At 58.0% G+C, this 25,116-nt stretch carries 24 protein-coding genes and 1 tRNA gene; 13 read left to right on the plus strand and 12 right to left on the minus strand.

The genetic code is table 11. The features are described 5' to 3' along the window. The first annotated feature begins 1 nt into the window (after position 1). The 6 genes from HZB23_05510 to buk all read left to right on the plus strand — a co-directional run bounded on the left by HZB23_05510 (position 2) and on the right by buk (position 5,170). A complete protein-coding gene (locus HZB23_05510) occupies positions 2-733 on the plus strand; it encodes a nitroreductase family protein (protein ID MBI5844110.1) in 732 nt (243 codons plus the stop codon). 75 nt (positions 734-808) lie between these two features. After that, positions 809-1,066, plus strand: coding sequence for a 4Fe-4S binding protein (locus tag HZB23_05515; protein MBI5844111.1), 258 nt, complete (start codon positions 809-811; stop codon positions 1,064-1,066). 27 nt (positions 1,067-1,093) lie between these two features. Further along, positions 1,094-2,689 carry an AMP-binding protein gene (locus tag HZB23_05520; GenBank protein ID MBI5844112.1) on the plus strand — a complete coding sequence of 532 codons (1,596 nt, stop codon included), beginning with the start codon at positions 1,094-1,096 and terminating at the stop codon, positions 2,687-2,689. A gap of 24 nt (positions 2,690-2,713) precedes the next feature. Then, on the plus strand, positions 2,714-3,646 hold the full coding sequence (locus HZB23_05525) for a phosphate butyryltransferase (protein MBI5844113.1): 933 nt from the start codon (positions 2,714-2,716) through the stop codon (positions 3,644-3,646). Then, positions 3,639-4,088: an amino acid-binding protein gene (locus HZB23_05530; GenBank protein MBI5844114.1), complete on the plus strand. Its 450-nt coding sequence runs from the start codon at positions 3,639-3,641 to the stop codon at positions 4,086-4,088. The genes HZB23_05525 and HZB23_05530 overlap by 8 nt, the downstream gene beginning before the upstream one ends. Next, positions 4,085-5,170: a butyrate kinase gene (gene buk, locus HZB23_05535; protein MBI5844115.1), complete on the plus strand. Its 1,086-nt coding sequence runs from the start codon at positions 4,085-4,087 to the stop codon at positions 5,168-5,170. The genes HZB23_05530 and buk overlap by 4 nt, the downstream gene beginning before the upstream one ends. A 483-nt stretch (positions 5,171-5,653) precedes the next feature. On the opposite strand, the gene HZB23_05540 is transcribed toward buk, so the two are convergent. Continuing rightward, a tRNA-Thr gene (locus HZB23_05540) sits at positions 5,654-5,729 on the minus strand. Between the two features lie 561 nt (positions 5,730-6,290). Between HZB23_05540 and HZB23_05545 the strand changes: the two genes are divergently transcribed. Together HZB23_05545 and HZB23_05550 are read left to right on the plus strand one after the other, a co-directional pair. Continuing rightward, the gene (locus tag HZB23_05545; protein MBI5844116.1) at positions 6,291-8,375 is read left to right on the plus strand and encodes a LysM peptidoglycan-binding domain-containing protein; all 2,085 of its coding nucleotides are present in this window, start codon (positions 6,291-6,293) and stop codon (positions 8,373-8,375) included. Positions 8,376-8,639: 264 nt separating this feature from the next. Continuing rightward, positions 8,640-9,278: an outer membrane beta-barrel protein gene (locus HZB23_05550; protein MBI5844117.1), complete on the plus strand. Its 639-nt coding sequence runs from the start codon at positions 8,640-8,642 to the stop codon at positions 9,276-9,278. A 94-nt stretch (positions 9,279-9,372) separates the two neighbouring features. Here the strand turns inward: HZB23_05550 and HZB23_05555 are convergent, their stop codons facing one another. Then, positions 9,373-9,948, minus strand: a complete 576-nt coding sequence (locus HZB23_05555; GenBank protein MBI5844118.1) for a DNA-3-methyladenine glycosylase I — start codon at positions 9,946-9,948, stop codon at positions 9,373-9,375. 113 nt (positions 9,949-10,061) lie between these two features. Here HZB23_05555 and HZB23_05560 point away from each other — a divergent pair, with 113 nt between their 5' ends. Beyond that, the gene (locus HZB23_05560; protein ID MBI5844119.1) at positions 10,062-10,868 is read left to right on the plus strand and encodes a M48 family metallopeptidase; all 807 of its coding nucleotides are present in this window, start codon (positions 10,062-10,064) and stop codon (positions 10,866-10,868) included. A 419-nt stretch (positions 10,869-11,287) separates the two neighbouring features. Here HZB23_05560 and HZB23_05565 read toward each other — a convergent pair whose 3' ends face one another. The 3 genes from HZB23_05565 to HZB23_05575 all read right to left on the minus strand — a co-directional run bounded on the left by HZB23_05565 (position 11,288) and on the right by HZB23_05575 (position 13,387). Next, a complete protein-coding gene (locus HZB23_05565) occupies positions 11,288-11,941 on the minus strand; it encodes a response regulator transcription factor (protein MBI5844120.1) in 654 nt (217 codons plus the stop codon). 104 nt (positions 11,942-12,045) lie between these two features. Beyond that, entirely contained in the window at positions 12,046-12,375 is a 330-nt protein-coding gene (locus HZB23_05570; protein MBI5844121.1) for a PilZ domain-containing protein, read from the minus strand. A 121-nt stretch (positions 12,376-12,496) separates the two neighbouring features. Beyond that, positions 12,497-13,387 carry a DUF1848 domain-containing protein gene (locus HZB23_05575; protein MBI5844122.1) on the minus strand — a complete coding sequence of 297 codons (891 nt, stop codon included), beginning with the start codon at positions 13,385-13,387 and terminating at the stop codon, positions 12,497-12,499. A gap of 22 nt (positions 13,388-13,409) precedes the next feature. Here HZB23_05575 and asnS point away from each other — a divergent pair, with 22 nt between their 5' ends. Then, positions 13,410-14,759 (plus strand): asparagine--tRNA ligase, encoded by a 1,350-nt coding sequence (asnS, locus tag HZB23_05580; GenBank protein MBI5844123.1) that lies wholly within the window; start codon positions 13,410-13,412, stop codon positions 14,757-14,759. Between the two features lie 362 nt (positions 14,760-15,121). Beyond that, positions 15,122-15,796, plus strand: coding sequence for a hypothetical protein (locus tag HZB23_05585; GenBank protein MBI5844124.1), 675 nt, complete (start codon positions 15,122-15,124; stop codon positions 15,794-15,796). Positions 15,797-15,923: 127 nt separating this feature from the next. On the opposite strand, the gene HZB23_05590 is transcribed toward HZB23_05585, so the two are convergent. From HZB23_05590 to HZB23_05620, 7 genes are all read right to left on the minus strand, one after another. Continuing rightward, on the minus strand, positions 15,924-16,376 hold the full coding sequence (locus HZB23_05590) for a hypothetical protein (GenBank protein ID MBI5844125.1): 453 nt from the start codon (positions 16,374-16,376) through the stop codon (positions 15,924-15,926). A 7-nt stretch (positions 16,377-16,383) separates the two neighbouring features. Further along, on the minus strand, positions 16,384-16,953 hold the full coding sequence (locus HZB23_05595) for an SCP2 sterol-binding domain-containing protein (GenBank protein ID MBI5844126.1): 570 nt from the start codon (positions 16,951-16,953) through the stop codon (positions 16,384-16,386). A gap of 41 nt (positions 16,954-16,994) precedes the next feature. Next, positions 16,995-18,449 carry a DUF3336 domain-containing protein gene (locus tag HZB23_05600; GenBank protein ID MBI5844127.1) on the minus strand — a complete coding sequence of 485 codons (1,455 nt, stop codon included), beginning with the start codon at positions 18,447-18,449 and terminating at the stop codon, positions 16,995-16,997. A 230-nt stretch (positions 18,450-18,679) separates the two neighbouring features. Continuing rightward, complete coding sequence (locus tag HZB23_05605) at positions 18,680-19,111, minus strand: Rieske (2Fe-2S) protein (GenBank protein ID MBI5844128.1); 432 nt, start codon at positions 19,109-19,111, stop codon at positions 18,680-18,682. A gap of 79 nt (positions 19,112-19,190) precedes the next feature. Continuing rightward, positions 19,191-20,198, minus strand: a complete 1,008-nt coding sequence (locus HZB23_05610) for a hypothetical protein (protein ID MBI5844129.1) — start codon at positions 20,196-20,198, stop codon at positions 19,191-19,193. A 6-nt stretch (positions 20,199-20,204) separates the two neighbouring features. Further along, a complete protein-coding gene (locus HZB23_05615; GenBank protein ID MBI5844130.1) occupies positions 20,205-21,983 on the minus strand; it encodes a GAF domain-containing protein in 1,779 nt (592 codons plus the stop codon). Positions 21,984-22,056: 73 nt separating this feature from the next. Then, positions 22,057-23,346 carry a protein kinase gene (locus HZB23_05620; protein MBI5844131.1) on the minus strand — a complete coding sequence of 430 codons (1,290 nt, stop codon included), beginning with the start codon at positions 23,344-23,346 and terminating at the stop codon, positions 22,057-22,059. Positions 23,347-23,632: 286 nt separating this feature from the next. On the opposite strand from HZB23_05620, the gene HZB23_05625 reads away from it, so the two are divergent. After that, entirely contained in the window at positions 23,633-24,130 is a 498-nt protein-coding gene (locus HZB23_05625; protein ID MBI5844132.1) for a GNAT family N-acetyltransferase, read from the plus strand. Positions 24,131-24,133: 3 nt separating this feature from the next. Next, entirely contained in the window at positions 24,134-24,940 is an 807-nt protein-coding gene (locus HZB23_05630; protein ID MBI5844133.1) for a methyltransferase domain-containing protein, read from the plus strand. Positions 24,941-25,116 lie beyond the last annotated feature (176 nt).

Raw genomic sequence — 25,116 nt, forward strand, 5'->3', positions numbered from 1 at the left:
TATGTCCGAGACCGGCAAGGATAATCGAGACGCTTTTCTGGAAAAGCTTAAGGCCGAGTTCACGGAAACAGAGAAAGTGATCTTAAGCCGCAGAAGCGTCCGCCAGTTCAAAAAGGAACAGGTCCCGGAGTTCATGGTGAAAAGAATTCTGGAGGCTGGCAGGTTCGCCCCCTCCGCCGGTAACTTCCAGCCCTGGAAATTCATCGTGGTGAGGGATCAGGAGATAATCGGCGGCATCACAAAAACCGTGATGGACACCTGCCGCTCCTTTACAAGGATAGTGGACTACAGGGCCGGGGGCTCGCCCTTTATTCGCAGCATGGCCAAGTTTTTAACCTGGCTTAAGCCCAACGAACTGCATCCCATGCCTTTTTCAGCTCTGCCCCTGGTGGCCGCTGGGAAGCTTTCACTTTTTCACGGCGCGCCCACGGTCATCATCATATTGAAAGATGTCCGGGGTGTGTCGAAGCCGGACCTCGATTGCGGCATAGCGGGCCAGAATATGGTGCTGGCTGCTCACAGCATGGGGCTGGGAACCTGTTGGGTGGGCTTTTCCAAGCTGGCCCTGGACAGGAACACCCAATGGAAAAAAAGGCTTGGAATAAAATACCCGTACAGGTTCGCCTCAAGCCTCGCCATAGGCTGGCCGAAGGGCAATCCCGACGGGATGGTTCCCAGACAACTCCATGCAATTGACTGGCACGAGAACGGCGGCATCCAAACCGTCTACTGACAAGAAAGGGCTGCTATGGGAGCCTTCGGCTTTCTGGACCGATTCCGAATCCCGACATATGACGATCCTTTTCAAATGCGATACGGATCGGTTGAAATAGATCCCGATAAATGTATCGGCTGCGCCCTGTGCGCAGGGGCATGCCCGGCGGACGCCATTTTCATGGAGTGTGAAAAAGCGCGGCCCAGGCTCGCCAAAGAGAACTTTTGCGCCTTCTGCGGAGACTGCGCGGCCATATGCCCAAAAGGGGCGGTCACGCTTATAAGCCCTTACGGATTTTCAAGGTTTTTCAAAACGTTGGACCGCGAAGGCCTGAGTCTTCCGAGGCTTTGACATTTCAAGAAAAAAGGAACAGACACCATGAGCCATGAACGGATGGCTATTCCGCAGAAAACGTCCTACTGGTCCGAAGAGCTGGAAAGACAGGCCGAGATCAACAAAGACAAGGCCTTCCTGTACCTGGTGCAGGAAAGGCGCTCGGTTTCATACGGAAAGATGAACGAAAACGCCAACCGCCTGGCCAACTTTCTGCTCTCGAAGGGAGCAAGGCCCGGCGACGGGCTGGCGACCCTCATGGGGAACTCCGCCATGTTTCTGGACGCCTTTTTCGGAATCCAGAAGATAGGAATGTACATAAACCCGGTCAACACCGGCCTTAGGGGCGAGGGCCTCTCCTTCATCATAGACAACTGCGACGCCCGCTTCCTGATGGTGGATTACGACAAGCTGGACCTTTATCAAAGCGTTCGGGGGGCCACCCCGAAAATAACGCATGTGATAGTGAACACCTTTGGAGCCCCTGATGATTTCAAGGTTCCGAAAGGAATGCTGGACCTTAAGGAGGCCTACTCCGCCGACGTTTCCTGCGCGAAACCAAGGGTTGATTTTTGCCTCAATTCGCTGCTTCTCATAATGTACACCTCCGGCACAACGGGGCTCCCCAAGGGGGTCGTCTTCAGATACAACAAAAATCTGGTTGAAAAGATAAGGCTGCTTTCCCAGTTCGTGATGACTCCCGATTCGATCTATTACTCACCCCTGGCGCTGTTTCACGGAAACGCCCTTTTCGTGGCCATGACCCAGGTGCTGGTTGCCGGGGCCACCCTTGCGCTTTCCACTAAATTTTCCGCCTCCAGGTTCTGGGAGGAGGTTTCCGAGTCTTGCGCCACAATATTCAATACTGTGGGAGCGATTATTCCAATTCTCCTCAAGCAGCCGGCAAGCCCCTTTGAAAAGACCCACCGCGTAAAGTTCATCATCTCGGCGGGATGTCCTGCTGACATGTGGGAGCCCTTCGAAAAAAGGTTCGGCGTCACCATCTACGAAGCGTACGGTTCCATTGACGGCACCGGCTCCATCATGAACCTTGGGAATGCGCCCAAGGGCTCCGTTGGACAGACTCTGTTATCCGACATCCGGCTGGTTGATGAGAAGGGCTGCGATGTCCCGGTTGGAACTGCTGGCGAGCTCCTCTTTCGGGTCAATCCCGACAGGAAGAGTACAGTTGAATACTACAAAAACGACGACGCCACCATATCCAAGACCAGGGGTGAATGGGAGCACACCGGAGACTACATGTACAGGGACTGCGCGGGCTATCTTTATTTTGTAGGCCGCAAGACGGATTCCATGCGAAGGCGCGGTGAGAATGTTTCAGCCTACGAGGTGGAAAAGGTAATTCTTAACAACCCCATGATACAGGAGTGCGCCGTCTACGGGGTTCCCTCCGAAATGACCGAGGACGAGATCATGGCCTCTGTGACTCTGGTGAACGGCAGTCGGATGCTCCCGTCGGAGCTTCGTGACTTTTTGAAGGACAAACTCGCCCGGTACGCCATTCCACGTTACATAAGGATAGTGGACGATTTCCCGCGAACCGAGACCTTCCGCATAAAGAAAAACGAACTCAAGGCCCTGGGCGTTACGCAGGATACCTGGGACGCGGAAAATCCATGAGCTCCAGAAATAATGGCGGTTCTAATGATCAGAAACTTTAAGGAGCTTCTGGCCGAAGCGCGGGCGACGCCTCCCATCACCGTTTCCGTAGCCGCAGCCGACGAGGGCGAGACCTTGAAGGCCGTGGTGGAGGCGGCCAAGATTGGGCTTGCGAAAGCGGTCCTTGCAGGTGACCGGAACATCATCGAGGAAATGCTGGCGCGGGAGTCCGTCCCCGCCCAAACTTTCGAGATACTCCACGAAAAAAACCCCGTAAAGGCTGCGGCCCTTGCTGTCCAGGCGGTCAGCGGCGGGCGCGCCGACATATTAATGAAGGGAGGGGTTTCCACCTCCAAATTTTTGCAGTCGGCCCTTTCCGCCCAAGGGGGCCTCCGGCGCGGGCTTTTCAGCGATGTTGCCGTTTACGAGGACCAGCGGTCGGAAGCAAGGCTGGTGCTGGTTTCGGACGGCGGGGTCAATATCCTGCCAACCATAAGGCAGAAGCTGGAAATTATTGGAAACGCCGTGAGAGTCGCCCATCGCCTGGGTATCAAAAGCCCAAAGGTGGCTCTTCTCTCCGGGTCCGAGAAGGTTCACCCGGATTTCGGCTCCACAATAGATGCGGTGGCCCTGGTGAAAATCTGCCAGGACAGCCCGGTGGAAGGCTGCGTGGTGGACGGGCCCTTCGCACTTGATAACGCCATAGACGAGGCATCTGCCAGAAAAAAGGGCATAGAATCGCCGGTGGCCGGGCGCGCCGACATCCTGATCGTGCCCAGCCTCGAGGCTGGAAACATCTTCACAAAGGGTCTTCAGTATTATGCAGGAAAAATGCTGATCCACGTTGGAATGGGTGCCTTGGCGCCCATTCTCATAGACTCGCGCTCGGCCACATACGCTGAAAAGATGCTCTCCCTGGCCCTGGCGAAGCTCATGTGCGGAAAAGATTCTTACGGAAACGGACCGTCCGATGATTGAAGACAGCGACTATATGATACCCCAGCTATCGGTTTTCATCGAAAACAGGCTTGCAAGTCTTTCAGAGCTTGCGCGCCGCCTGGCGGATGAAAACATCAATCTTCGAGGATTTACTCTCGCCGAATCAAGGGAGTTCGGAACCGTTCGCATCATAGTGGCGGAGGTGGAGGCCTGTAAGGTTGCGTTGAATAAGGCGGGCTACCACTACGTGGAAACCCCGGTGCTGGCTGTGGAAGTCACGGACAGGCCGGGAGGCATGGCCAATGTTCTTGAACACCTTGCCTGTTCACACATAAACGTGGACTACGCATACGCCATGACAGAAAAGCACGGACTGAGCGCCGTAATCATTTTGCGGGTGGATGATTTGAAAAAGGCCGTCATGGTCTTGAAGAAGACGAATGTTCGGCTGCTTTCGCGGAAGGACATTACACTGATATGAAGACCCAAGGCAAGGACGCGGGCGGGTTCCGAATACTCGTAATCAATCCCGGAAGCACATCCACCAAGGTTGCGCTGTTTCACGGCGAAATATGTGTGGCGTCCAGCACCCTCAATCATTCAGGCGAAGAGCTTGCGGTGTTCAATAAGGTAATGGACCAGTTGGATATGAGGACGGAGGCCGTTCTTGCGTTCTGCTCGGAAAACGGAATTTTGAGGGCGGACGCCGTTGTGGGACGCGGCGGTCTTCTAAGGCCCGTTGCCGGAGGAACTTTTCGGGTGAACCACGCCATGATCCGGGACCTTATGGAATCAAGGTTCGGAGAGCACGCATCAAATTTGGGGCCCATCCTTGCAGATAGGTTCGGGGAAAAGTTTGGCGCCCCGGCGTTCATCGTGGACCCTGTAAGCGTGGACGAGTATGAGCCTTGCTCAAGGATTTCGGGCTTTCCCGGCATTGAGAGGCGATGCCGCACCCATGCCCTTAACATAAAGGCGGTTGCACGCAGGTGCGCGGAGGAACTCAACAAGCCTCTTCGGGATACGAATTTCGTGGTGGCGCATTTGGGAGGCGGTATCTCAGTATGCGCCCTTGCTGGCGGACGGATAATTGATTCCACCGACGGCCTTCTGGGCGAAGGGCCTTTTTCCATGGAGCGGGCCGGGACCCTTCCGATTAGCGGGGTCATTGACCTTTGCTTCGATAAGGGGCTTTCGAAAAAGGAGGTGCTCCACCTCTTTTCAAGATGCTCCGGTTTTTTTGGATACACCGGGATTGGTAGTTTTAAGGATATATTAGAGCTGATTGAAGCAGGCGACAGGACGGCGCTTCTGGTTTTCGAGGCAATGGTAAGGCAGGTGGTAAAATGGATCGCCGCAATGGCGGCCCTTTTCAAGGGGGCTGCAGACTCGATAATCCTCACGGGCGGGATGGCAAACTCTCTTCTTTTAACCTACGCCATACAGGAGTACATCGGGCACCTGGCCCGCGTGATTGTATATCCGGGCGAGTTCGAGATGGAGGCTCTGGCCGGGGGCGTTTGCCGAATCCTTAAAAAATCCGAACCTGAATTGGATTACTGAGGCGCACCCGGCCCGCGGCTGATTGAGTCCGGGCTGTCTTGTCCATCAGCGTGTTTCGGACTGGCTTCGGAACGCGAAGCTATCAATGTTTTCGAGGCTTTCCGGGAAAAGTCCCACACGGATTCACACACGGGGGCGGGAAACCCGTCGCTTGGAGCTGGTTCAGACGCCGGTTCGGAAAATCTTAGGCGCTTGCCAGTGGTAAAATCGGCTCCGATCACCGGAGAAAAATCGTGCCAGACCGCAAAGGCCCAGAACGGCGGAAAACCTTGATACCACTACATATAGGAACGCCGAGTCACGGTTGGGCGGACTGTCCGTTTCGGGTAGCCCCATCTGCGCAAATGTTTGGTTTATTGATGGAAAAAGGTATGAAAATTCAACGGAGTCGCGGTTTTACTGCATCTATGCAAAAGTCCCACACGGATTCACACACAGCAAAAAAATGGGTCACGACCGTAAGCCGTAACCCATTGATTTTACTGGAGCCAGCGGAGGGACTCGAACCCACGACCCACTGATTACAAATCAGTAGCTCTGCCAACTGAGCTACGCTGGCTTTGTCCGTCCGCCCTTTGTCCGCCTGTTGCCCGCAGCGGCCAAGAAACGACATGTCTAATCGCAGAACTCAAAAATTACAATACCTGAATTTTATCATATTCAACCATTTTTTCAGATTATTTCAAGTTATAATCAAAAATTACTTATATGGTCCTATTATATCAGTTTTTCATCGAAAATCAAAATCCAGACCCTCTTTTATTGACAAGCGGCACATCCCCTGTTAAAGGACGGAAAATCAGGATGGCTCGCCCTCAACCGGCGGAACAACAACCTGACCCCCTTGGCGGCTCGGCCTTCATCAATATATAGTTGTTCGCCATTCCGCCAATCGTCTGTTTCGGCTGCCCCGGCCCCGAAACGGACCATTGGAATAATCTTTCCACTTGCCATTTCGACCCGTTATCTTTCTCTCCGCGAGAACCTGGGGGACCGTCCCTTTGGAGCGACACATCTTCGCCTCAGATAGCCACATCAGAACAAAATGCGTCCTTCCTTTTCCGTCGAGAGCATCCGATTCGCAAATTATCGCCAACCACCATAAAGCCACAGGAACGCCATGAAAAAAGCAATACTTGTTACAATTTTCGTTTTCGCCGCCTCCATTTTACTGTGCGGCGCATCGCTGGCCGCAGCCGGCAAACCGGCCCCAGGAAGCGCATCCGGCGTCTCGGACAGCACCATTCCGGCAGACCTCGACCTTTCGTGCCCCATAACCGAGGAGGACCTGCCCGCCGAGGATATGGCCAGGCTTTCCCCCTCCGCCAGGGCCGCCCTTTTATCCATTCGCAAGGGCGAATTTTACTGCACCCGCGCCCAGGAGCTCTGGGAGCAGGGCGACGTGGACGGCGCGGTCCAGAGCCTTGACATGGCCTACCAGCTCCTTTTGCGGGCCGACGCCCAGGACAAGGGCAAGTCCGTCGAACTCATACAGCTTAAGGAAGACCTTCGGGTCATCATCTCCCAGCGCCTGGTGGAAATCTACGCCACCCGGTACGTCACGGCCCAGGGGGAAAACAACGGCATCCTGATGCCGGGCACCGACAACAAGTACGTCAATTACGAAATCGGCCTTTTAACCGGAATCGAAAGCGGCTTCTTCAAAAGGAGCTACGCCAGAAGCGGCATGTACCGCCCCATGATTCTGGAAAAACTCAAGAGGGCCGGGCTTCCCGAAGAACTTTCATGGCTGCCCCTAATCGAAAGCGGGTTCAAGGACTCGGCCTTTTCGCCCGCCCGCGCCCTGGGGCTGTGGCAGTTCATCCCCTCGACGGGCATCCGTTTCGGCCTTAGCCGTGACAAGTTCATTGACGAGCGCATGGACCCGGAAAAGGCCACCGACGCCGCCATCAAATATCTCCAGGCCCTTCACAACATGTTCGGGGACTGGATCACCTGCCTTGCGGCCTACAACTGCGGCGAGGGCCGGATAATAAGGGAGATCAACAAGAAAAAGATACCCTACCTGGACAATTTCTGGGACCTGTACGAAAACCTTCCCCGCGAGACCGCCCGGTACGTGCCCAGATTCTTCGCAACCCTGATGATAATCAAGGACCCGGCCAAGTACGGCATGGAGCTTCCGGCCCTGATTCCGCCGCCCAGGTACAAGGTTCACCGGCTCACCCGTCAGGTGCACCTTATGCAGATAGCGCGCGCAATAGGTTTCGAGGAGGCCGACCTGGTCACCTTAAACCCTGAGTTAAAGCTCAGGATGACTCCCTCGGAACCCTACGACTTAAGACTTCCCCAGGCTTTTGACGGCGACCTCCTGGCCATGCTGGACGCGGTCCCGGAATACAACCCGCCCAAGCCCACCTACACCTACCACACGGTTCAGGTGGGGGACACCCTCACCAACCTTTCGCGCAGATACGGGATTTCCGTAAGCACTATCTGCCTTCTTAACGGCCTTCGCGCCGAAGCCAGCCTTTACAAGGGAAAGGTGCTGAAAATTCCGTCTGCCGTCTGCGAGCCCCCGGTTCTTTTGGCCTCCGCGGATGGCTCGACACCGGAGCAGCCGGTTCTTGCCGATCAGCCCGCCGAGAAAGTGACCGTACCGCCCCCTGCTCCGAAACCGGAGCCTCACGAAGCTGTCCAGTCCAGTCAGCCCGATGAGGTCCAGCCCGTTCTGCCTGAGCCCGCGAAGCCTGATTACAAGTCCAAGGCCGCAAAGGCCAGGGAAAGGGCCGAACGCGAAAGAAAGGCCGCCCTTGAGGAAAAGGAGAGGCTGAAGAAGGAAAAAGAGAAGGAAAAGGAGAAGGAAAGGCTCAGGAAGGAAAAGGAGAAGGAGGAGCGCGCCAGAAAGGCCGCCGCCAAGCCCAGGACCTCAATCTTGAGCCACACGGTGGAAAAGGGCGACACCATCTTCAACCTGGCCCAGCGCTACAACACCACCATCCCGGCCATAGTGAAGGCCAACGACCTTCCCTCCAAGCGCATAAAAATCGGCCAGACCTTAAAGGTCCCCACCTCCAAGCCGCCCGAGGAGAAAAAGGCCCCCAAGACCTACAAGGTCAAAAAGGGCGACACGGCCATATCCATAGCCCGCAAGCACGACATGACCCTGAGCGATTTTCTGAAGCTCAACAAGTTCACGAAAAAGACCAAGGTCAAGCGCGGCGAGACAGTAAAGGTGGAATGATCCATTTTCCTCCCAGGCATCCTGCAGCCAGTGGCGCAGGATGCCTGGATGTTTTTCCCCTGTTGCATTCCGCGAACAAAGCGGTATAATGTCCACCCATCGGCGATATATTATTATGGGGAGCAGGCCCTCAGTTCCATTTTTCAAACTCCAAAAAACGTTGGAGGAGAAGTCTGGTATTTCTCCCCCCGGCCTGGCTCCCTTGAAGAATGAAAAAAACCATGCTTGGCTTAATAGTTACAGACACCCCGCTTGGAGGAAACCATGAAAAATCGGCTCGCGTGTATAATTGCCACAGGCATCCTGTTTTTCGGCCTGACCGGAGCCCTGGCCGCTGAAACCGGGGACAAGGCCCAGCGTCACGGCAAGATTTCCGTGGGAGCGCGGGCGGGCTACAACCAGTTCGAGGGCGGAGAGCTTGACGGCAACGAAGTGGAAATCGATCCGTCCGGCTGTTACGGGGTCAACGCCTCTTATTTTGTCTGGAAGGACCTTTCGGTCGAAGGCGCTCTCGAGTACGGCAGATACCGCTTCAACCTCAAGCCGCCGGGAGAGAAGCTGGCCCAGGAGATAGGCGACGTCGAGCAGGTGGGCTTTTTGTGCACCATCCGCTATCAGCCGCTTATGTTCAAGGACGTGATGCCTTACGTGGGCGTGGGCGCGGGCTATTACGCCCACGACTTCGACCATTTCGTCCAGGGCGTCGAGGTAAAGCTTGCGGACGACTTCGGGTTTCACGTGGCCGCAGGTGGCGATTACCACGCCCAGGGCCCGGTATGGCTCACCCTTGACATGCGCTACACCTGGAACGATACCCATGAAGAGGACCCGACAATCAAGAATCCCCAGGATATCTGCCTGGACGTTTTCCAGGCCTTTGTGGGCATGAAGCTTTATTTCTGATCCGGATTGCGTTTCCGGTCGTTCGGGAAAAACCCGAAAAGGCGGCGGATGCCCTGATAGCGGCGTCCGCCGCCCTTTTTATTGGGGCCGGGCGTCAGGCAAGCTCGCGGTGGCGGAAGCAGTCGGTTGTGTGATCGTTCACCATCCCAACCGACTGCATGAAGGCGTAGCAGGCAATCGGCCCCACAAAGGAGAAGCCCCGGCGCTTCATGTCCCGGCTCATGGCCTCGGATTCCGGGGTGCGGGCCGGAACCTCCGAAATATGCCCGAACCTGTTGACAATGGGCCTGTTTCCGACGAAAGACCAGAGGTAGTCCGCCAAAGAGCCGAATTCCTCAATCACTTCCAGCGCCCTTTTTGCGTTGTTCACTGCGGCCTCTATCTTTTTCCGGTTGCGCACGATGCCTGGGTCCTTCATGAGGGCCTCCACCCGGTCGTGTCCGAACCGGGCCACCTTTTCGGGATCGAAGCCCGCAAAGGCCGCCCGGTAAGCCTCGCGCTTTTTCAGAATGGTGATCCAGGAAAGCCCGGCCTGGGAGCATTCCAGGACCAGAAACTCGAAAAGGACCCGGTCGTCCCGAATCGGCTCGCCCCATTCCCTGTCGTGGTAATCTATGTAAAGAGGGTCGCCGGTCACCCAGGCGCAGCGTGTAAAATTTCGGTCCTGCATTGTTTTCCCCCGCAGAAGAAATATGATAAACTTGCAAGCGGACAATCTTTGTGGGTCCGACTCAAATACCGGATGGCCGCTGTAGCCATCCGCACTTTCCAACGGAGGATACCATGAAAAGATCACTCATGCGAATCGTTACGGCGGCCTTGGTTTCACTTTTCCTTTTCGCCTGCACCCACGCACCCATAACGGGGCGCAGCCAGCTAAGCCTCGTGTCCGGCTCCGAGATGCTCTCCATGAGCCAGAGCGAATACAAGAAATTCATGGCTTCCGCAAAGCCTTCCTCGCGGGCCGCCGACACGGCAATGGTGAAGAGGGTGGGCGCGCGCATACAGGCCGCCGTGGAAACATGGTACAGACAGAACAACATGGCCGCCGAGCTTAAATCCTACGCCTGGGAATTCAACCTTGTGGAAGGCAAGGACGTCAACGCATGGTGCATGCCCGGCGGCAAGGTGGTGGTCTACGAGGGGCTCCTGCCCGTCAGCCGGGACGAGGCGGGCCTCGCGGTGGTGATGGGCCACGAGATAGCCCACGCCGTGGCCAACCACGGAGGCGAGCGCATGAGCCAGCAGCTTTTGGTGCAGATGGGCGGAACGGCCCTTTCCGTGGCCCTTAAGGACAAACCCAAACAGACCCAGTCCATCTGGCTTTCCGCCTTCGGCATAGGGGCCACCGTTGGGGCGATTTTGCCATACAGCCGCCTGCACGAGAGCGAGGCCGACCGGCTGGGCCTCATCTTCATGGCCATGGCTGGCTACGACCCGCACGCGGCCACAGATTTCTGGCAGCGCATGGCCAAGATGAAACAGGGAGCCGCCCCGCCTCAAATTTTGAGCACCCACCCCTCGGACGCGAACCGCATAAACGACATCAACAAGCATATGGCGGAGGCGATGAAATACTATAAGCCCTGACGACAGCCCGTCTGTCAGCCCGTCTAAAAACGCGAACTGCTGTGTCAAGCGTCAAAGCCAATTTCGGTCACGTACAGAAGAGTACGCTCCCTCATTGGCTTTTAGCTTTCCTTGCATTTCATCGTTTTTATCCAGGCTGCATATCCAGTTTTCTTCAATTCCGGAAAATGCCGGGACAATGCCCTAATGGCTTTTCAAAAGGACGCCGGATGAGAAATTTAGACCTCTCATCCGGCGTCCTTTTTTGGCATCCGAAAATCCGACTGCCAAAGCCTGTATTCCATCTCGGCCTGGGGGGCTGCAAGCGATGAGCCGCAAGGCGCGCGAGCGAGTGGTGAGGGAGCGTACGCTTTTGTACGTGACCGAAGCGCGAGGCGACGCGCAACACAGCGGATCGCGCTTGCAGCCCCCCAGAGGGGTTAGAGGTATTTGGCCACCCACAGGGCCGCCTGGAGGCGGTTGGGCACGTCGATCTTCTTGAAGATGTTGTATATGTGGCTTTTTACGGTGTGGAGGCTGATGAAGAGGTCTTCGCCGATTTCCTGGTTGCTGGAACCGGCCGCGATGCGGAGGAGGATTTCCCTCTCCCTGGCGGTGAGGGTCTTGGCCACCTGTTCGGGAAGCGTGGCTTCGTGCTCCGGCTCAAGCAGAAAGGTGGTGAGGGTTTCGCGGGAATACCACAGCTCCCCTGAAAGAATGGCCTTTATGCCCTTTAAAATGATCGGGAGCGGCATGTTGTCGTAGAAGACCCCCCTCATGCCCCGGCTCATGGCCTCGCGGGTGAGTTTCCTCTCCTTGCCCACGTTGAACAGGGCCAGGTAGTCGCCGCCGTTTTTGGGGTCCTTGATTTCTATCCCGGCGGCCCACAGGGGAAGGCCGGTGGCGTTCAGGCAATCCAGAAGCACGAGCCTTGGCGAGTCCGGGGGAGAGGAAAGGGGTGCGTAATCGACGCCCGTGGTGCAGTCGAGCCTGGATTCGTTTTTGATGAACCAGGAGAAAAGCTCGTTTTGAAGGCGGTGGGGGCCTACGACGTGCACCGATCCGCAAGAGGCGGACTCACCTGTGGATTCCATCCGGGAATCTTTGTGAGCCATGTCGGAAACTCGCGCACCGTTAGAAAAGGACAGGGACTACCGGTAAGGGTGGACAGGGGGTGCTTTCCACCGGCCTTGGATCATCAGGGCAGGGGAGCCAGCCGGAACCTGCGGTCAAAACGGATGGCCATGCCCCGTGCGTCGGACCTCACCACAACGCCAGCCAGCTTCACCCGCGCACCCGTTCGACCGAGCTTTTTCAGGCCGGGCACGGGAATGAGAAGCCCCACCTCCACGCGGGTATCCACGCTCAAGGGGGTCTCGCACGGGAAATATCCGCCGCCCGAAGACACGTCGCGGGTTCCCAGCGCAAGGGGCCGATTGTTCCTTGGCCCTCCCACCACGGAGACTATGGCTGGGAGATTCAAATCGTAACGCGGGAAATTTCTTTTTTCGCTGTTCATCGTGGCCATGTCATTAATCCCCGAACGCGGCAGGGCGCATGAAAGCTCCTTGCCCGCGCATCAAGAGAAGAAACCGAAGGCTTCAATTCTTCGGCATTTAAATCCTTTTACTCCCCGGAACCCCTTTTCGTCAAATACTTTTTCCCCGAACCGGGTTGGCGTAGCAGTAAAGGCAGCCGTGGGGGCAGGGATGGAGGCCGTAGTCGCCCACGTCGCGGCTTTCGTGACATCCGCAGCCCGCCTGCCTCCGCTGGCCCGCATCCGCCCTTCCGGAAAGCCTGGCACCCCAGAGGTGTTCCAGAAGGGAGTGATCGACGCAGGCCCCGGAAGGGACCCCGGCCAGTGCGGCGGTTTCTTTCTCGCAACAGCAAAAAAGGCCGATGCCACGATTTTTAAGCCTGGCTTCGAGGTCCTTCAGCAACATGACCTTTTCCGCCTCGCAGGGTGAAACGAGGCGAAGGCCGTGGAGGGCCGAAACCCGCCGCATGACCTTGGGGTAGTGATCCAGAAAACTCGTGGTGCACCGCCCGACTCCGGCTTCGGACGCGGCCTCCGCTATGGCGTCGAAATCGTCAAGGTTACCAAGGACCGGGCCTTCATTTACGGTGTAATGGCAGATGGGATCGAACCTCCAGTTGACCGCGCCTTTTCCGGCAAGGGCCGCGAGCTCGGCGAACTGTTCGAGGCGAAGTTCAAGGGGCGGAAGATTGGGTTCAAAAAGCGGGTTTTTGGAATTCACGGTGAAATGAAAATAAAGTTTAAGCCCCATGTCCAGAAGGCGCAGTCCGTAGGCTCCATCCAGGAAGGGCCGGTAATTTTTCGACCAGAACACTATTCCCGCCACTTGGCCCGGCGGAACTGGTATGATATGAGTCTTTTGGTTATAGGGATTGGTAAGGGAGAAAAACCCGGCCTTCATGCGCTTCATGAACCAGTCCATGAAAAAGGCGGGTATGTCCGTGCGCCGGGACGCGGACAGGACCGTAAGATCGCTGGTGCCGGTTGAAGGAAGGGTTTCCATGGCGGCCAATATACCACGGCGCATGAAGATAAGGGCGCTTTTTGAGGCGGACGGGGAAAATCCCGACGTCCTGGCAAAGGGATGGGTTCGCACGGTGCGCGACCACAGGGACTTCGTTTTCGTAGAGATTAACGACGGCTCCTGTTTAACCAGCCTTCAGGCGGTGGCGGACGCCGGAAGCCCGGCCTACGGGGTCTTGAGCGGGCTTTCCACGGGCAGCTCGGTTGCGGTGCGCGGAGCCCTTGTCCCCTCCCCGGCCAAGGGCCAGAAATGGGAGCTTAGGGCCCTAAGCGCCGAAAAGCTGGGGGATGCGCCCGAAGACTTCCCTCTCCAGAAAAAGCGCCATTCGGACGAATTTTTGCGCACCATAGCGCACCTCCGGCCCCGCACCAACAAGTTCTCGGCGGTTTTCCGGGTGCGCTCGGCCCTTGCGCTTTCCATTCACGATTTTTTCCGGGACCGGGGCTTCTTCTACATCCACACCCCCATAATTACCGCCTCGGACTGCGAGGGCGCAGGCGACATGTTCAGGGTCAGCACCCTTTCGCCCGGCGAGCCTAACGAAAACGACTTCTTCGGACGCCCGGCCCATCTTACGGTATCGGGCCAGCTTGCGGCGGAGATGTTCGCCTGCGCACTTTCGGACGTCTATACTTTCGGCCCAACCTTTCGGGCCGAGAACTCCAACACCGCCCGGCACGCGGCTGAATTCTGGATGGTGGAGCCGGAATCGGCCTTTTCGGATGCCGTTGACAACATGGCCCTGGCCGAGGACTTCCTGCGCCACCTTGCAAACTTCGCACTTACCGAATGCGGCGAGGACCTCTCGCTTTTTTCGCGCTTCGTGGACCCAAGGCTCATTCCCACCCTTACGGCAATAGCAAGCGGCCCCTTCGCCCGGATTTCCTACACCCAAGCCATCGACATCCTTCAGAAATCCGGCGAAAAATTCCAGTACCCGCCCGTTTGGGGAAATGACCTGGCCACAGAGCACGAGAGGTTTCTCGCCGAGACCCACGTGAAAGGCCCGGTGATCGTCTTCGATTATCCCAAAAGCCTCAAGCCCTTCTACATGAGGCTTAACGACGATGGCAAAACCGTGGCTGCCATGGACGTTTTGGTTCCACGGATAGGGGAGATAATCGGCGGAAGCCAGAGGGAGGAGAGGGGCGAGGTCCTTTCCGGGCGCATGAAAGAGGCCGGGCTCAATTCGGACGAATACTCCTGGTACGCGGATTCCCGCCGCTACGGCTCGGTGATTCACAGCGGCTTCGGCCTGGGCTTTGAAAGGCTCGTGATGCTGGTGACCGGGGTTTCCAACATAAGGGACGTCATCCCCTACCCCAGGACTCCGGGGTCCATAGCGTTTTGAACCTGCCGCATTTTTTTGATTAGAACTCATCTCAAAAATATTTTCGTCATGAGATTGAGCGAAAAATTCAAGGGGAAGGTTGCCAGGCGCAAAAGGACCGGAGGCATGGTTATTCCATGTTGAGGACCTTTTGCGCCGATGACGCAGCCATTGGATTTTGCAGCCAATCGTAATAGAAACGGCAGGAGCTTCAAGGAGCCTTTTCCATAAAAATTCAAAAAGGACAGTCGGGCATGAGAATCCCTTTAAAACAAGCCGCAAAGAACCGCTGCGCCGGAATCCTTCTTCCGGCCTTGGCAGCATTGATTTTACTGGGGCTTTACGCTCCCGCCCCGGCCTGCGCCTGAGGGGGCGCATTCTCAGTGCTGACCGTGGACGTCAGCCCGGCATTCTCCGGCGATGTGCTGGTTAACGGAACAGCCTCCCCCCCTTATCCCCACACCTACCCGGACATCCCCTCCGGCTCCCATCCGCGCCTCACAACGGACGCCGCCGACGGCTTCGTCTTTTCCCACTGGACCGGGGCCTATAACGGGGTGGCCGAAACCGTCGATCTCACCCTCTCCTGCGACCAGTCCATCACCGCCCACTTCGCACCCGGCATGGGCGTCATCAAGGGCACGGCCTTTGCCGACCAGGACGGAGACGGCCTGCGCGACCCTTCCGAAACCGGGGTGGAAGGCATCACCGCAAGCGCCTTCGGCCCGGACGGAGCCTTTCTGGCAAGCTCGGTCACCACTAATCAGGGTGGCTTCCGCATCGCCGTGGCCGAGCCCGGAAACTACTCCCTGGCCTTCTCCGCCCCGGACGGCGCGAAATTCAGCGTAAACTGGCACGGAACAGACAACGCCCTGGACTCGGACCCGGACCCTTCAAGCGGCCACACCCGACTGATGGCGATAAGCGACGCCGCGCCCGAAGCGGTGCTGGACGCGGGCTACATAGTTGTCCCAGCGCCTGTCCCGATTTCCGATCCGGTTCCGCCCGCCTCGGATTCGGGAGGAGGGGGAGGCTGCTTTGTCAGAACGATTTTTTAGCAGACGATAGAATAAGGCCGCCCAGGAGCCGCCAATTACGGCCCCTGGGCGCGGGAAGCGGGAAGGCAGGGGGCTTGTGCTTTGGCAGGCTTACTGAAAATCTGCCTCCGGTTACCGGATTCCGGCGTCAGGCGTCTTCTTCGGGACTTTCTTCAGGAGCCTCTTCGGGAGCTTCCTGCAAAGCTTCTTCTGATACCTCCGCCACGGGATCGGGCGCGGGCTTTTTCATTCGCTGGCCGCAGTTCTTGCACTCCCTGGCCGGAAGCTGTTTCGTTCCGCAGTGGGGGCAGCAGACGGCCTTCCAGGGCCCTTCGACGACCGGCTCCTTATCCACGGCGCATCCCGGCTCATCCGAGGTGACGGTGACCACCGCGCCCGCCCGGAAAAGGGCCAGCCGAAGAGTCATGGCGGTTTCCTTGTCAGCATTGGCCAACACCACGGTGGCCTCGTCCATCAGAAACAGCCCGGCCTCCTCCAGGGTAAGGCCAAGGGCCGCGCCCATGAGGCCGCGCACCTTCTCCGGGTCGTGGCCGTCCATCACCTGGCCCTCGTAAATCACCGTATAGAGCTTTCCGGGCATGCGGTCCTCACGTGAAAAGCGGCTGGAGGGTCATGGCGAAGGCTATGTCGCCGGTTATCTTGAGACTCCCCTTCATGAACATTTCCACCGGGTTGCTCTGCCTTGCGAACATCTTCCGGGCCTCGGTGATGTCAAGGGCAAGGGTGGCGCGGGGGCTATTTTTCCCGTTGAAAACAGCAGTGATTACAGAAACGCTTCCGTCCTCGTTTTTCAGCTCGAACCTGGCCTCGCCGCCCAGCTTGTTCACGAGATCGTATTTTTCCCTGGTGAGGCTTGTGGGAATGACAAGGAGCATGTCGGCGTTTTTGGGGTTGATGAGGGGAACCAGGTCGGAAATGCTCATGGACACCCTTGCGGTGGGCCGCTCCATGTCGCCCAGGCGGGCCGTGACGGACGAGGCGTCCTTGGCGGTAAAGCTGTAGGCCCTGCCCTCCACATCCAGAACCAGGGACGCCTCGGTGCCGGAAAGAGCGCCGGACGCCCCGGATATTGCCAGAAAGGCCGTGGCCATCTTTGGAATGAAATCCACCATAATCTCATCAAGGCTGAAAGACAGGCTGATCATTGGTCCTTCCATGGTGGCCTCCCTGTATTAATGTAACACAGCGTTATATTCTTTTATAAGGGTCTTTCCTCCACGCGCTCCCCTTCAGGCGACAGCTTTTCCAGGCAACTTTCAAAGCACCGGCTTATGCGGGTCTGGTTCCTGATTCTCTCCACCTGGGACCAGGACGCCCTCTCCCCAAGCCTTACGAAGAACTCGAACTGCTCCTCCGTGGGGTTGGCCAGGACCATCCTGTACATGGGCGCGGAAAAGGGAAGGTGGATGTTGATGTCGCCCGAATACTGCTGCCCGGCCACCGCGTACATCTGGTCCAGGATGGGCCGCCAGGGGTTCTGCTGGACCCTCTGCCGGGCCACGTCCAGAACCTGCATCACCTGGCCCTGGACCATGCTGGCAGCGAGGTCCACAACGAAGGGCGTGAAACCCCTGCGGTGGCGGTAGCCGAAAAAGGGAATCACGTGGGGGTTGGCCTGGCTCACTATATAATGGTTGACGTTGTGCAGCCTGGAAAGCCGCATTATGGGGATGTCCTCCCGCAGAGTGCCGTCCACCCACTTTTCGTTGGCCATGTAGGGGACCATCTGGCCCGCTCTGTCCTTGGCCATGAGCTTGGCGGGGGGGAAGACTCCGGGCACCGCCGACGAGGCGCAGGCCGCCGAGGCTATGGTGACGTTGGGGGCGGTTATGTAGTTCAAGACCCTTGGCTTTATTCCCATGCGTGTGGGTGAGACCGAGATGTTCAGAATCCTGCCTGTCCGTGCGTAGGCCTCGGCGAAGGTGTATTCGCCCACGTTCGTCTGGATGTTCTTCAAAAGCTGCTTCTGGTCCATGAGGCTTTTTTCGCGCCACATGGCGGAAGGGGGAAGCCACCTTAGGGCGTTGCGGTTTAAGGGCCTGGTCCTGTCGTGGATGGCCTGGATTTCGGTGTCGGTCCGGGTGCAGGTTCCGGCGGCGATTATGGCCCCCATGCTGGAGCCTGAAATCACCCTTGGAAGGAGCTTGTGATCCCAGAGGGTGCGCACAACCCCCAGGTGAAAAATGCCGAAGGTGGCCCCGCCCGAAAGCATGAGGGCGCTACGCCCGAAATTATGGGCCGCCTGGGAGAAAAGCCGCAGCTTCTTGTCCGGCAAAAGGTGCGGGAAATCGTTGTCGCACAGATAATTCAGGCCCTTTTCGGCTTCGGCCAGGTATTCCTCTATAAGATGCTTGGTGCCGGTCAGGGCCTTGTCGTAAAGGTTCGGATGCCCCACGTCGCCCAGGTTGCGCCGGAGGCTGTCGTGCAGAAGGTCCAATAGCCTGTAAACATTGGCCGTCTCCCGGTACTCCCTCATCTGCTCCATGTCCCGCCGGACAAGGCGGTAATTGTAGTAGGGGGAGGAATCGTCCTTGCGCCAGGCGTCCATGCCGAGGGCCCGGTCCAGTTCGCCTGCGGCGTCCAGCCATTCGCCGTAGGTCTCGGCCCGCAAAAGGGCCTCCCTCAGCTTTTTTACGCGAAACATTTTGAGCATGAAGAGCCCGATCCCTCATGTATGTGAAAGGCCGCAACAAGACATGGGCCGCGATGTTTTTTGACTATTGAAAACGCGCGGACAATTGTCAAGAAACCTTCTTTAGCAGCCTGGTAAAAAGGCTTGAAGTGAAGCCTGGATATCAATTTCGATATCCTCGATGAAGCCTGATGCACGTGGCGGACCGCGCCGTAAAGCCTGACACGGCGATTCGCGTTTTAGACAGGCTGTTACGAGTTGGTGATGGTCACCGTGAGCAGGTCCCCCTTGCGCGAGACCGGGAAAAGGGTGATGGGGTGCTTTCCCGGACCGTGGATGGATTTTCCCTCGTAGTTGAAGGTGGTGGCGTTGACCGAGCAGCACTGGACGCTTCCTCCGCCCGGCACGGGGTCCAGGCGGCGGTGGCCTAAGTGGGTGCACCGGTTGTGATAGGCCCGGAAGTTGCCCGAATCGTCCCTTATCACCAGCACCCTAAGGGGCAGGCCGCCGCCCTCGCAGCGAAGCGCGCCGCCTGCCTTTGAAAGGGCCTCTGCGCGCTTGAGATCGACGGTGATGACATTTCCCGAATAGCTCCAGCAGCCGGGATCAGCAGGCGTTCCCGTGGCGGGAATGCCCAGTATGCGCTGGAAAATGCTGCGTTTCAGTTTCTTCGGTTTGGACATGGCCTTTTTCCTTTTTCGTGATTTGATTGCCCCCAAAAAATTCTCTGGCGGAAGAATGAAAGATGCGCGGCCCGCCCGGTCACTTGCACTTGCCCAGGGCCCGCGCGCCTTTCAAAAACATGCATTCGCCAAGGTCGCAGGCCTTGTGGAGGTCCTTGCAGGCCGCATCAACCTTGTCCAGGATCATGTAGGCATAGGCCCGCGCCGCGTAGGCCCTGGTGAAATCGGGTTTTAATGCTATGGCCCTGGTGAAGTCCTTAACCGCCAGGTCCGGCCTTCCACACTGGCCGAAGGTGACCCCCCTGTCCTGGAAAAGGTCCGGGTCCTTGGGGCTTAGGGAAATCGCCTTGGTGAAATCATCCACCGCATCGGTGTACCTGGTCTGGGAAAGATGCACCAGGGCCTGGCAGGCCCAGGCGTCGGCGTAGCCCTCGTCCAGACGGGCCGCGCCTTCATAGTATTTCATGGCCTTTCCCAGGTCCGCCCCCTTCCCCTCTTTCAGGTACTCGTCATGGGCCATGTACATCAGGCTCACTGCGGCGAGCTTTGCGGCAAGCCCTCCGTAGCCTTCAACCAGCTCCTTTTCGGCGGCCCTGTCCTCGCCGGGGGAAAGTGAGGCCAGGCGTTTTTCCAGGTCCTGGGCCTTGCCCAGAAAGAAGCCCTCCCGTTTGCCCACCCTGGCGTACCTGGACACGAGAACCGGGTCCGCCAGAAGCAGGGGGAGGCTCTTTTTCACTTCGCCGTCCGATATCGAGGCGGAGAGCGTTATCCGGTTGACCCCCGATCCGGGCGCGTTTCCCTGGCCCTTGGCGTGGACCTTCACCAAAGCCGCAGCCAGGGCCGCGAGGCCTTCCGGGTCGGTGTAGGCGGTCTTTACCCCGGCAAAGGCGGACAGCCACGAGCCGACTTCGGAGAGAACCGCCCGGCGCGCGCGGGCCAGGGCAACCACCTCCTCGTCCTTGGGCGAAAAGACCCCGGTGCGAAGGGGCGTCACCTCACGCGAAAAGGCCCGGTCCTTGGCCTGGGCCACGGCTGACGGCTGTATCGCAAGCAGAAGCGCCAGAATGAAGAGGGAGAAAAAGCGCACGGTCCGTCACTCCACCAGCCGATAAACGCCAACCCATCCCTTGGGCGGGGAATTCCTCAAAAAAGCCGCGCACCGGCCAAGGTAGATGTCGGTCACCCGGTCAAAGGGCATGTGGCTTTTCAGCTTTTCGAACATTCGGAGGGCCTGGGTGAACTCGCCCGCCCTGTATTTTTCCACCGCGTCCTTGAAGGCCCCGATGCACTGGGTCTTGGCGGCCCGGACTCCGTCGGGATCGGCGTTTATCACCTCATACACCGAAAAGGTCTTTTCAAGTCCGGGCAGCTCCACAAGATCGATCTCCCTGAAAGTGAACAGGGACCGGTTTTTGAGGCTGGCCACGAAACGCTCGGAAACCGCCACCTTGATGCCGAAACGCTTGGTGAGCCTTTCCATGCGTGAGGCCGCCGTGACGGTATCGCCGATAACCGTGGATATGAGGCCGGAATCGAAGCCGATGACGCCAAGGGTGAGGGGCCCCACGCAAAGGCCCATGCCCACGGCCACGGGAAGTCTTAGGGCGTCCTCCTGGACCCTGGAGAACTCCCCCACCTTTTTCTGGATGTCGATGGCGGCTTTCAGGGCGTTGTCAGCCACGCCCGTTTTCGTTTCGGGGAAAAGGATCATCTGCCCGTCACCCACCCACTGGGCCACGAAGCCGCCGTAACGGGCGACCACCGGCCTTATGCACTTCACGTACCTTGTGAGGAAATCCACGTTCTGGCGCGGGTTCATGCTTCCCATGTGCTCGGAAAAAGACCGTATGTCAGAAAAAAGCACCGCCATGTTCTCGTGGCAGGCGTCCCCCGGTTCAAGGGTCGAACCCTGCATCTTCCCGAAACAGTCCATGAGGCTTTCGGGTATTCCCATCTCCTTCGCCTCGTCGCCGGGGCTTCTTGGGGCATCCTTGGGGGGCGGGGTGGCGGGCGGTTCGGAGGGTATATTGAGCGCGCCGGATTCAAGCCCTATGGAGAAGGGTTCGGACGAGGCCGTAACCGCTTCCGGCAGGGGCATTTCCGCCCTTAGCTGCTCCATCTTTCTGGCCGATACTATGGCGCTTGCGGCCTGGGAGGCAAGGAGATTGAGAAGGCGCTGATCTGCGGCCCTGTAGTTCATTGGGCGGGCGGATGACACGTTTATGGCCCCTATGACATCCTCTTTGAACACGATGGGTTCGCACATGAGGGAGGATATCTTGTAGCTGCCAGGCACGAAACGGGCGTCCGACTGGGCGTCGTTGACTATTTCGCCCCTGCCGGTAAGGATCACCTCTCCCACTATGCCCACTCCGGGCTTCAGAACCGGGCGGGGGGAGAACTTCTTTCCGAAGGCGGCCACAATTTCGAGCTTGCCGGTCTTCTCGTTGATGAGCATCACCGAGGCCCCGGTGCTCTCGATGGCTGCGGTGGCCTCGTCCACCACGCAGGCGGCCACCTCGGTGAGGTCCTCCGCGTCCGCCATTTTCTCGGCCATTTCCTTTAAAAGGCGAATGTCCGAGTCCTTGTCGAGCGCCTCGGTGACCAGGCGCTTTTTCCTGATCTCCTCCTCCAGAAGAAAGGACAGCAGGTTGGCGGCGGGGGCGGCGGCCCTGCTTCCCCTCACCTTTCCTATCACCTTGCCTTCAAGGCTCACCGCAGCCTCGGCGCATTCGCACCCGGCCTCGACTCCGGCCAGAAGCATTCCGCAACTATCGTATATTCCTGCCGCGCAGCCCATGAGGCGCAGGATTTCCCGCACGGCGGGGGCTGCGTCCTTTTTTATCAGCCGATTGAGATGGGATCGGGACATGGGGATTTTCCGGGTGAGATTATTTATTGAACCGGCGCGGAAGGCGTCCTGGCCGGTGGGCGGGATTCGCCTTTCATTCCTGCTTGTTGAAGAACATGGAAAAGCGCTTTACCAGAAACTTGGCGAAATTCTTGAAAAAAAGAAGCTGGATGGGGCCTGGGGCCCGGTCCAGTATGGTGGCCGAAATCTTCATGAGAACCAGGTCGGTGTCCGCCACCACGGTGGCCACGCGGGCCTGGCCGCCTATATAGGCCATTTCGCCGAAACATTCCCCCATGCCCACGCGGGCTATGATCTGGCCGTCCTTTTCTATGCGGGCGGAACCGGACAGGATGATGAAAAAGGTGTCGTCGATCTCGCCCTGGGCCACCACCACCTTGCCCTTTTTCACCTTCAGTATGTCGCTTGCCTGAAAAAGCTCCTCAAGCTGCCTGGGAGTGAAGTTGGCGAAAAAAGGCACGTAGCGTATGTATTCCAGGGCGCTCTTGGGCTTTTCGGGCGCGGCTAAAGTTTCAGCCGCAAGGCCCCGCACCGCCACCCGAAGGTCGTAGGCGAAATCAAGGCAGCTCTGGTAACGGACCGTCGGGTCCTTGGCAAGGGCCTTTTGGATGACGTCCCCGAAAATTTTCGGAAGCTCCGGCCTCAGGCGCAGGATGGGCGGTGGGTCTGATTCAACGATCTTTTTGATGATGGAGGAGAAATCCTCGCCGCCGAAGGCGGGCACCCCCGTAAGAAGCTCGAAAAGCACGCAGCCCGCCGAAAAGATGTCGGTGTTGTCCTTTATGGGCTCGCCCTTCACCTGCTCCGGGGACATGTAGCTGGGAGTCCCCCTTATGACCCGCATGGTGCTTAAGCCCTTGATACGGGCGATGCCGAAATCGGCGATTTTGACGTCCCCGTTTTTGTCCAGCATGATGTTGGAGGGCTTTATGTCCCGGTGGATCACCCCCTGCTTGTGGGCGTAATCGAGGGCGTTCAGCACCGAAAACACGATCTCCGCAGCCTTTTTGGGGGGCAGGAGGTTTTCGGGCTGGCAGTAACGGTCCAGGGTATGGCCTTCCACAAGCTCCATGGCTATGTAGCAGAAACGCCCGTGTACGCCTGCGTCGTAGACCGCAACCAGGTTGGGGTGGTTGAGCCTTCCCGCGCTCTGGGCCTCCACGAAGAACTGGGTCTTTTCCTCCTCGGTGTGGGGCCGGCTCATCTTAATGGCCACCTGCCTCTGGATGTAGGGGTCGCGCCCCAGAAAGACCACGGCCATGCCGCCGCGCCCCAATTCCTTTGTGACGGTGTAGCGGCCAACGTGGGTGATCCCGGAAAGCTCGGCAAAAAATGAGGAGTCGGCGATGGGGGATACTTTCATGGCCCTCTTTCCCAGGATGGTCGAATATGTCCGAAAATCGCCCGAAACGCGGGTTTCGGCTCCGTTCATGCCGCCAGCCCGCAAAAACGGGGGCTGATCAATATTTTTGATACGTTCGGTAAAATTTCATTCTACGAAAAGGCGGGGAGCGCGTCAAGAACCGAGTCGCACGTACACGGAAGGATCGGGCCGGACGGCCATCGAACTCCAATATCTGTTGTTTCCGCGCCCCATCCGTGAGAAAAGGAGGCCCTGACCAGAACCCTCTTGCCGGGAAGGCCCGAAGATGAAAATACGCGAAGCCGCCATATCGGACATGCCGCTTCTTTCAGCCCACCACAGGATGATGTTCGAGGAAATCTGGCTGGAAAAGGGCCAGCGCCTCGACCCGGAGGCCGCCGCCAAAATTGAAGCGGCCTACGCCGAAAAACTTGCGTCCGAAATGCCGGGCGGCGTCTGCCGGGCCTGGGTCATGGAGGATGGCGGCCAGCCCGTTTCAAGTTGCGCGATCACCAATATCAGTCTCACCCCCAACCCTTACGACCTGTCGTCCAGGGTGGTCTTTTTGCACAGCGTGTTCACCGAAAAGACCCACCGTAACAGGGGCTGCGCCCAGACAATGGTAAGGGCCGCAGAGGAATGGTGCAGGGAAAACGGGATAAGGCGGATCATTCTTTCAGCCAGCGACGCCGGGCGGCCTGTCTACCGGAAACTGGGATTTTGCGACGCGCCCGAAATGATGCGGCTTTTCATCGAAATCGAAGATACGGAGGAGGCCCCGTAAACCATGCACGATTCATACGTCCACGGCTATGACCCGCGTGAAAACGAGAGATTGAGCGATCAGGCCGGAACCCTGGCCGATCTTCTGCACCACGACACGATCTATCCTGACGGAAGCCTCGTCCTGGAAGCAGGCTGCGGCGTGGGCGCGCAGACGGTGACCCTTGCGAAAATGAGCCCCGGCGCAGGATTCGTCTCCATCGATATCTCCCCCGATTCCGTGGCCGAAGCCGAAAGAAGAACCAAGGAAGCAGGGTTCTCCAACGTCTCCTTCCAACAGGCCGACATCTTTAAGCTCCCCTTTGCGCCGGAATCCTTCGACCACGTCTTCGTCTGCTTTGTGCTGGAGCACCTGCCCGAACCGGTGAAGGCCCTTGGCATCCTAAAGGGGCTTTTGAAGCCGGGCGGCACCATAACGGTGATCGAGGGCGACCACGGCTCGGCCTATTTTCACCCGGAAAGCGCGGCGGCGCGGGCCGCCATAAACTGCCAGGTATTGCTTCAGGCAAGGGCGGGCGGAAACGCCGACATAGGCCGCCAAGTGTACCCCATAATGAAGGACGCCGGATTTGCAGGAGTTCGCGTGTCGCCCCGCATGGTTTACGTGGACGACTCCCGCCCCCACCTTATCGAGGGCTTCACAAAAAAGACCTTCACCGCCATGATAGAGGGCGTTCGCGGCCCCGCACTTTCCGCCGGGCTCATGGAGCCGGAAAGGTTCGACCAGGGCATCCGCGACCTTTACAGGACCGCCGAACCGGGCGGCGTTTTCTGCTACACCTTTTTTAAAGGCCTGGGCCGGAAACCCTGACAGCCTGCCTGAAAAGCCTTTCCTTCCAATCTTAAGCCATGATATATCGTGGCATCTCAAAACCAAGGAGAGCCAATCGGATGAAAAAATGGGCATTAATCGCATTATCTGCAACCATTGTCTTGGTTGCGGCAATTGCTGCGGGGACATATTTCGTTCGCGGGGTGATGACGGGC

The sequence above is a fragment of the Deltaproteobacteria bacterium genome, assembly GCA_016235345.1.
Classification (GTDB): Bacteria; Desulfobacterota; Desulfobacteria; order Desulfobacterales; family Desulfatibacillaceae; genus JACRLG01.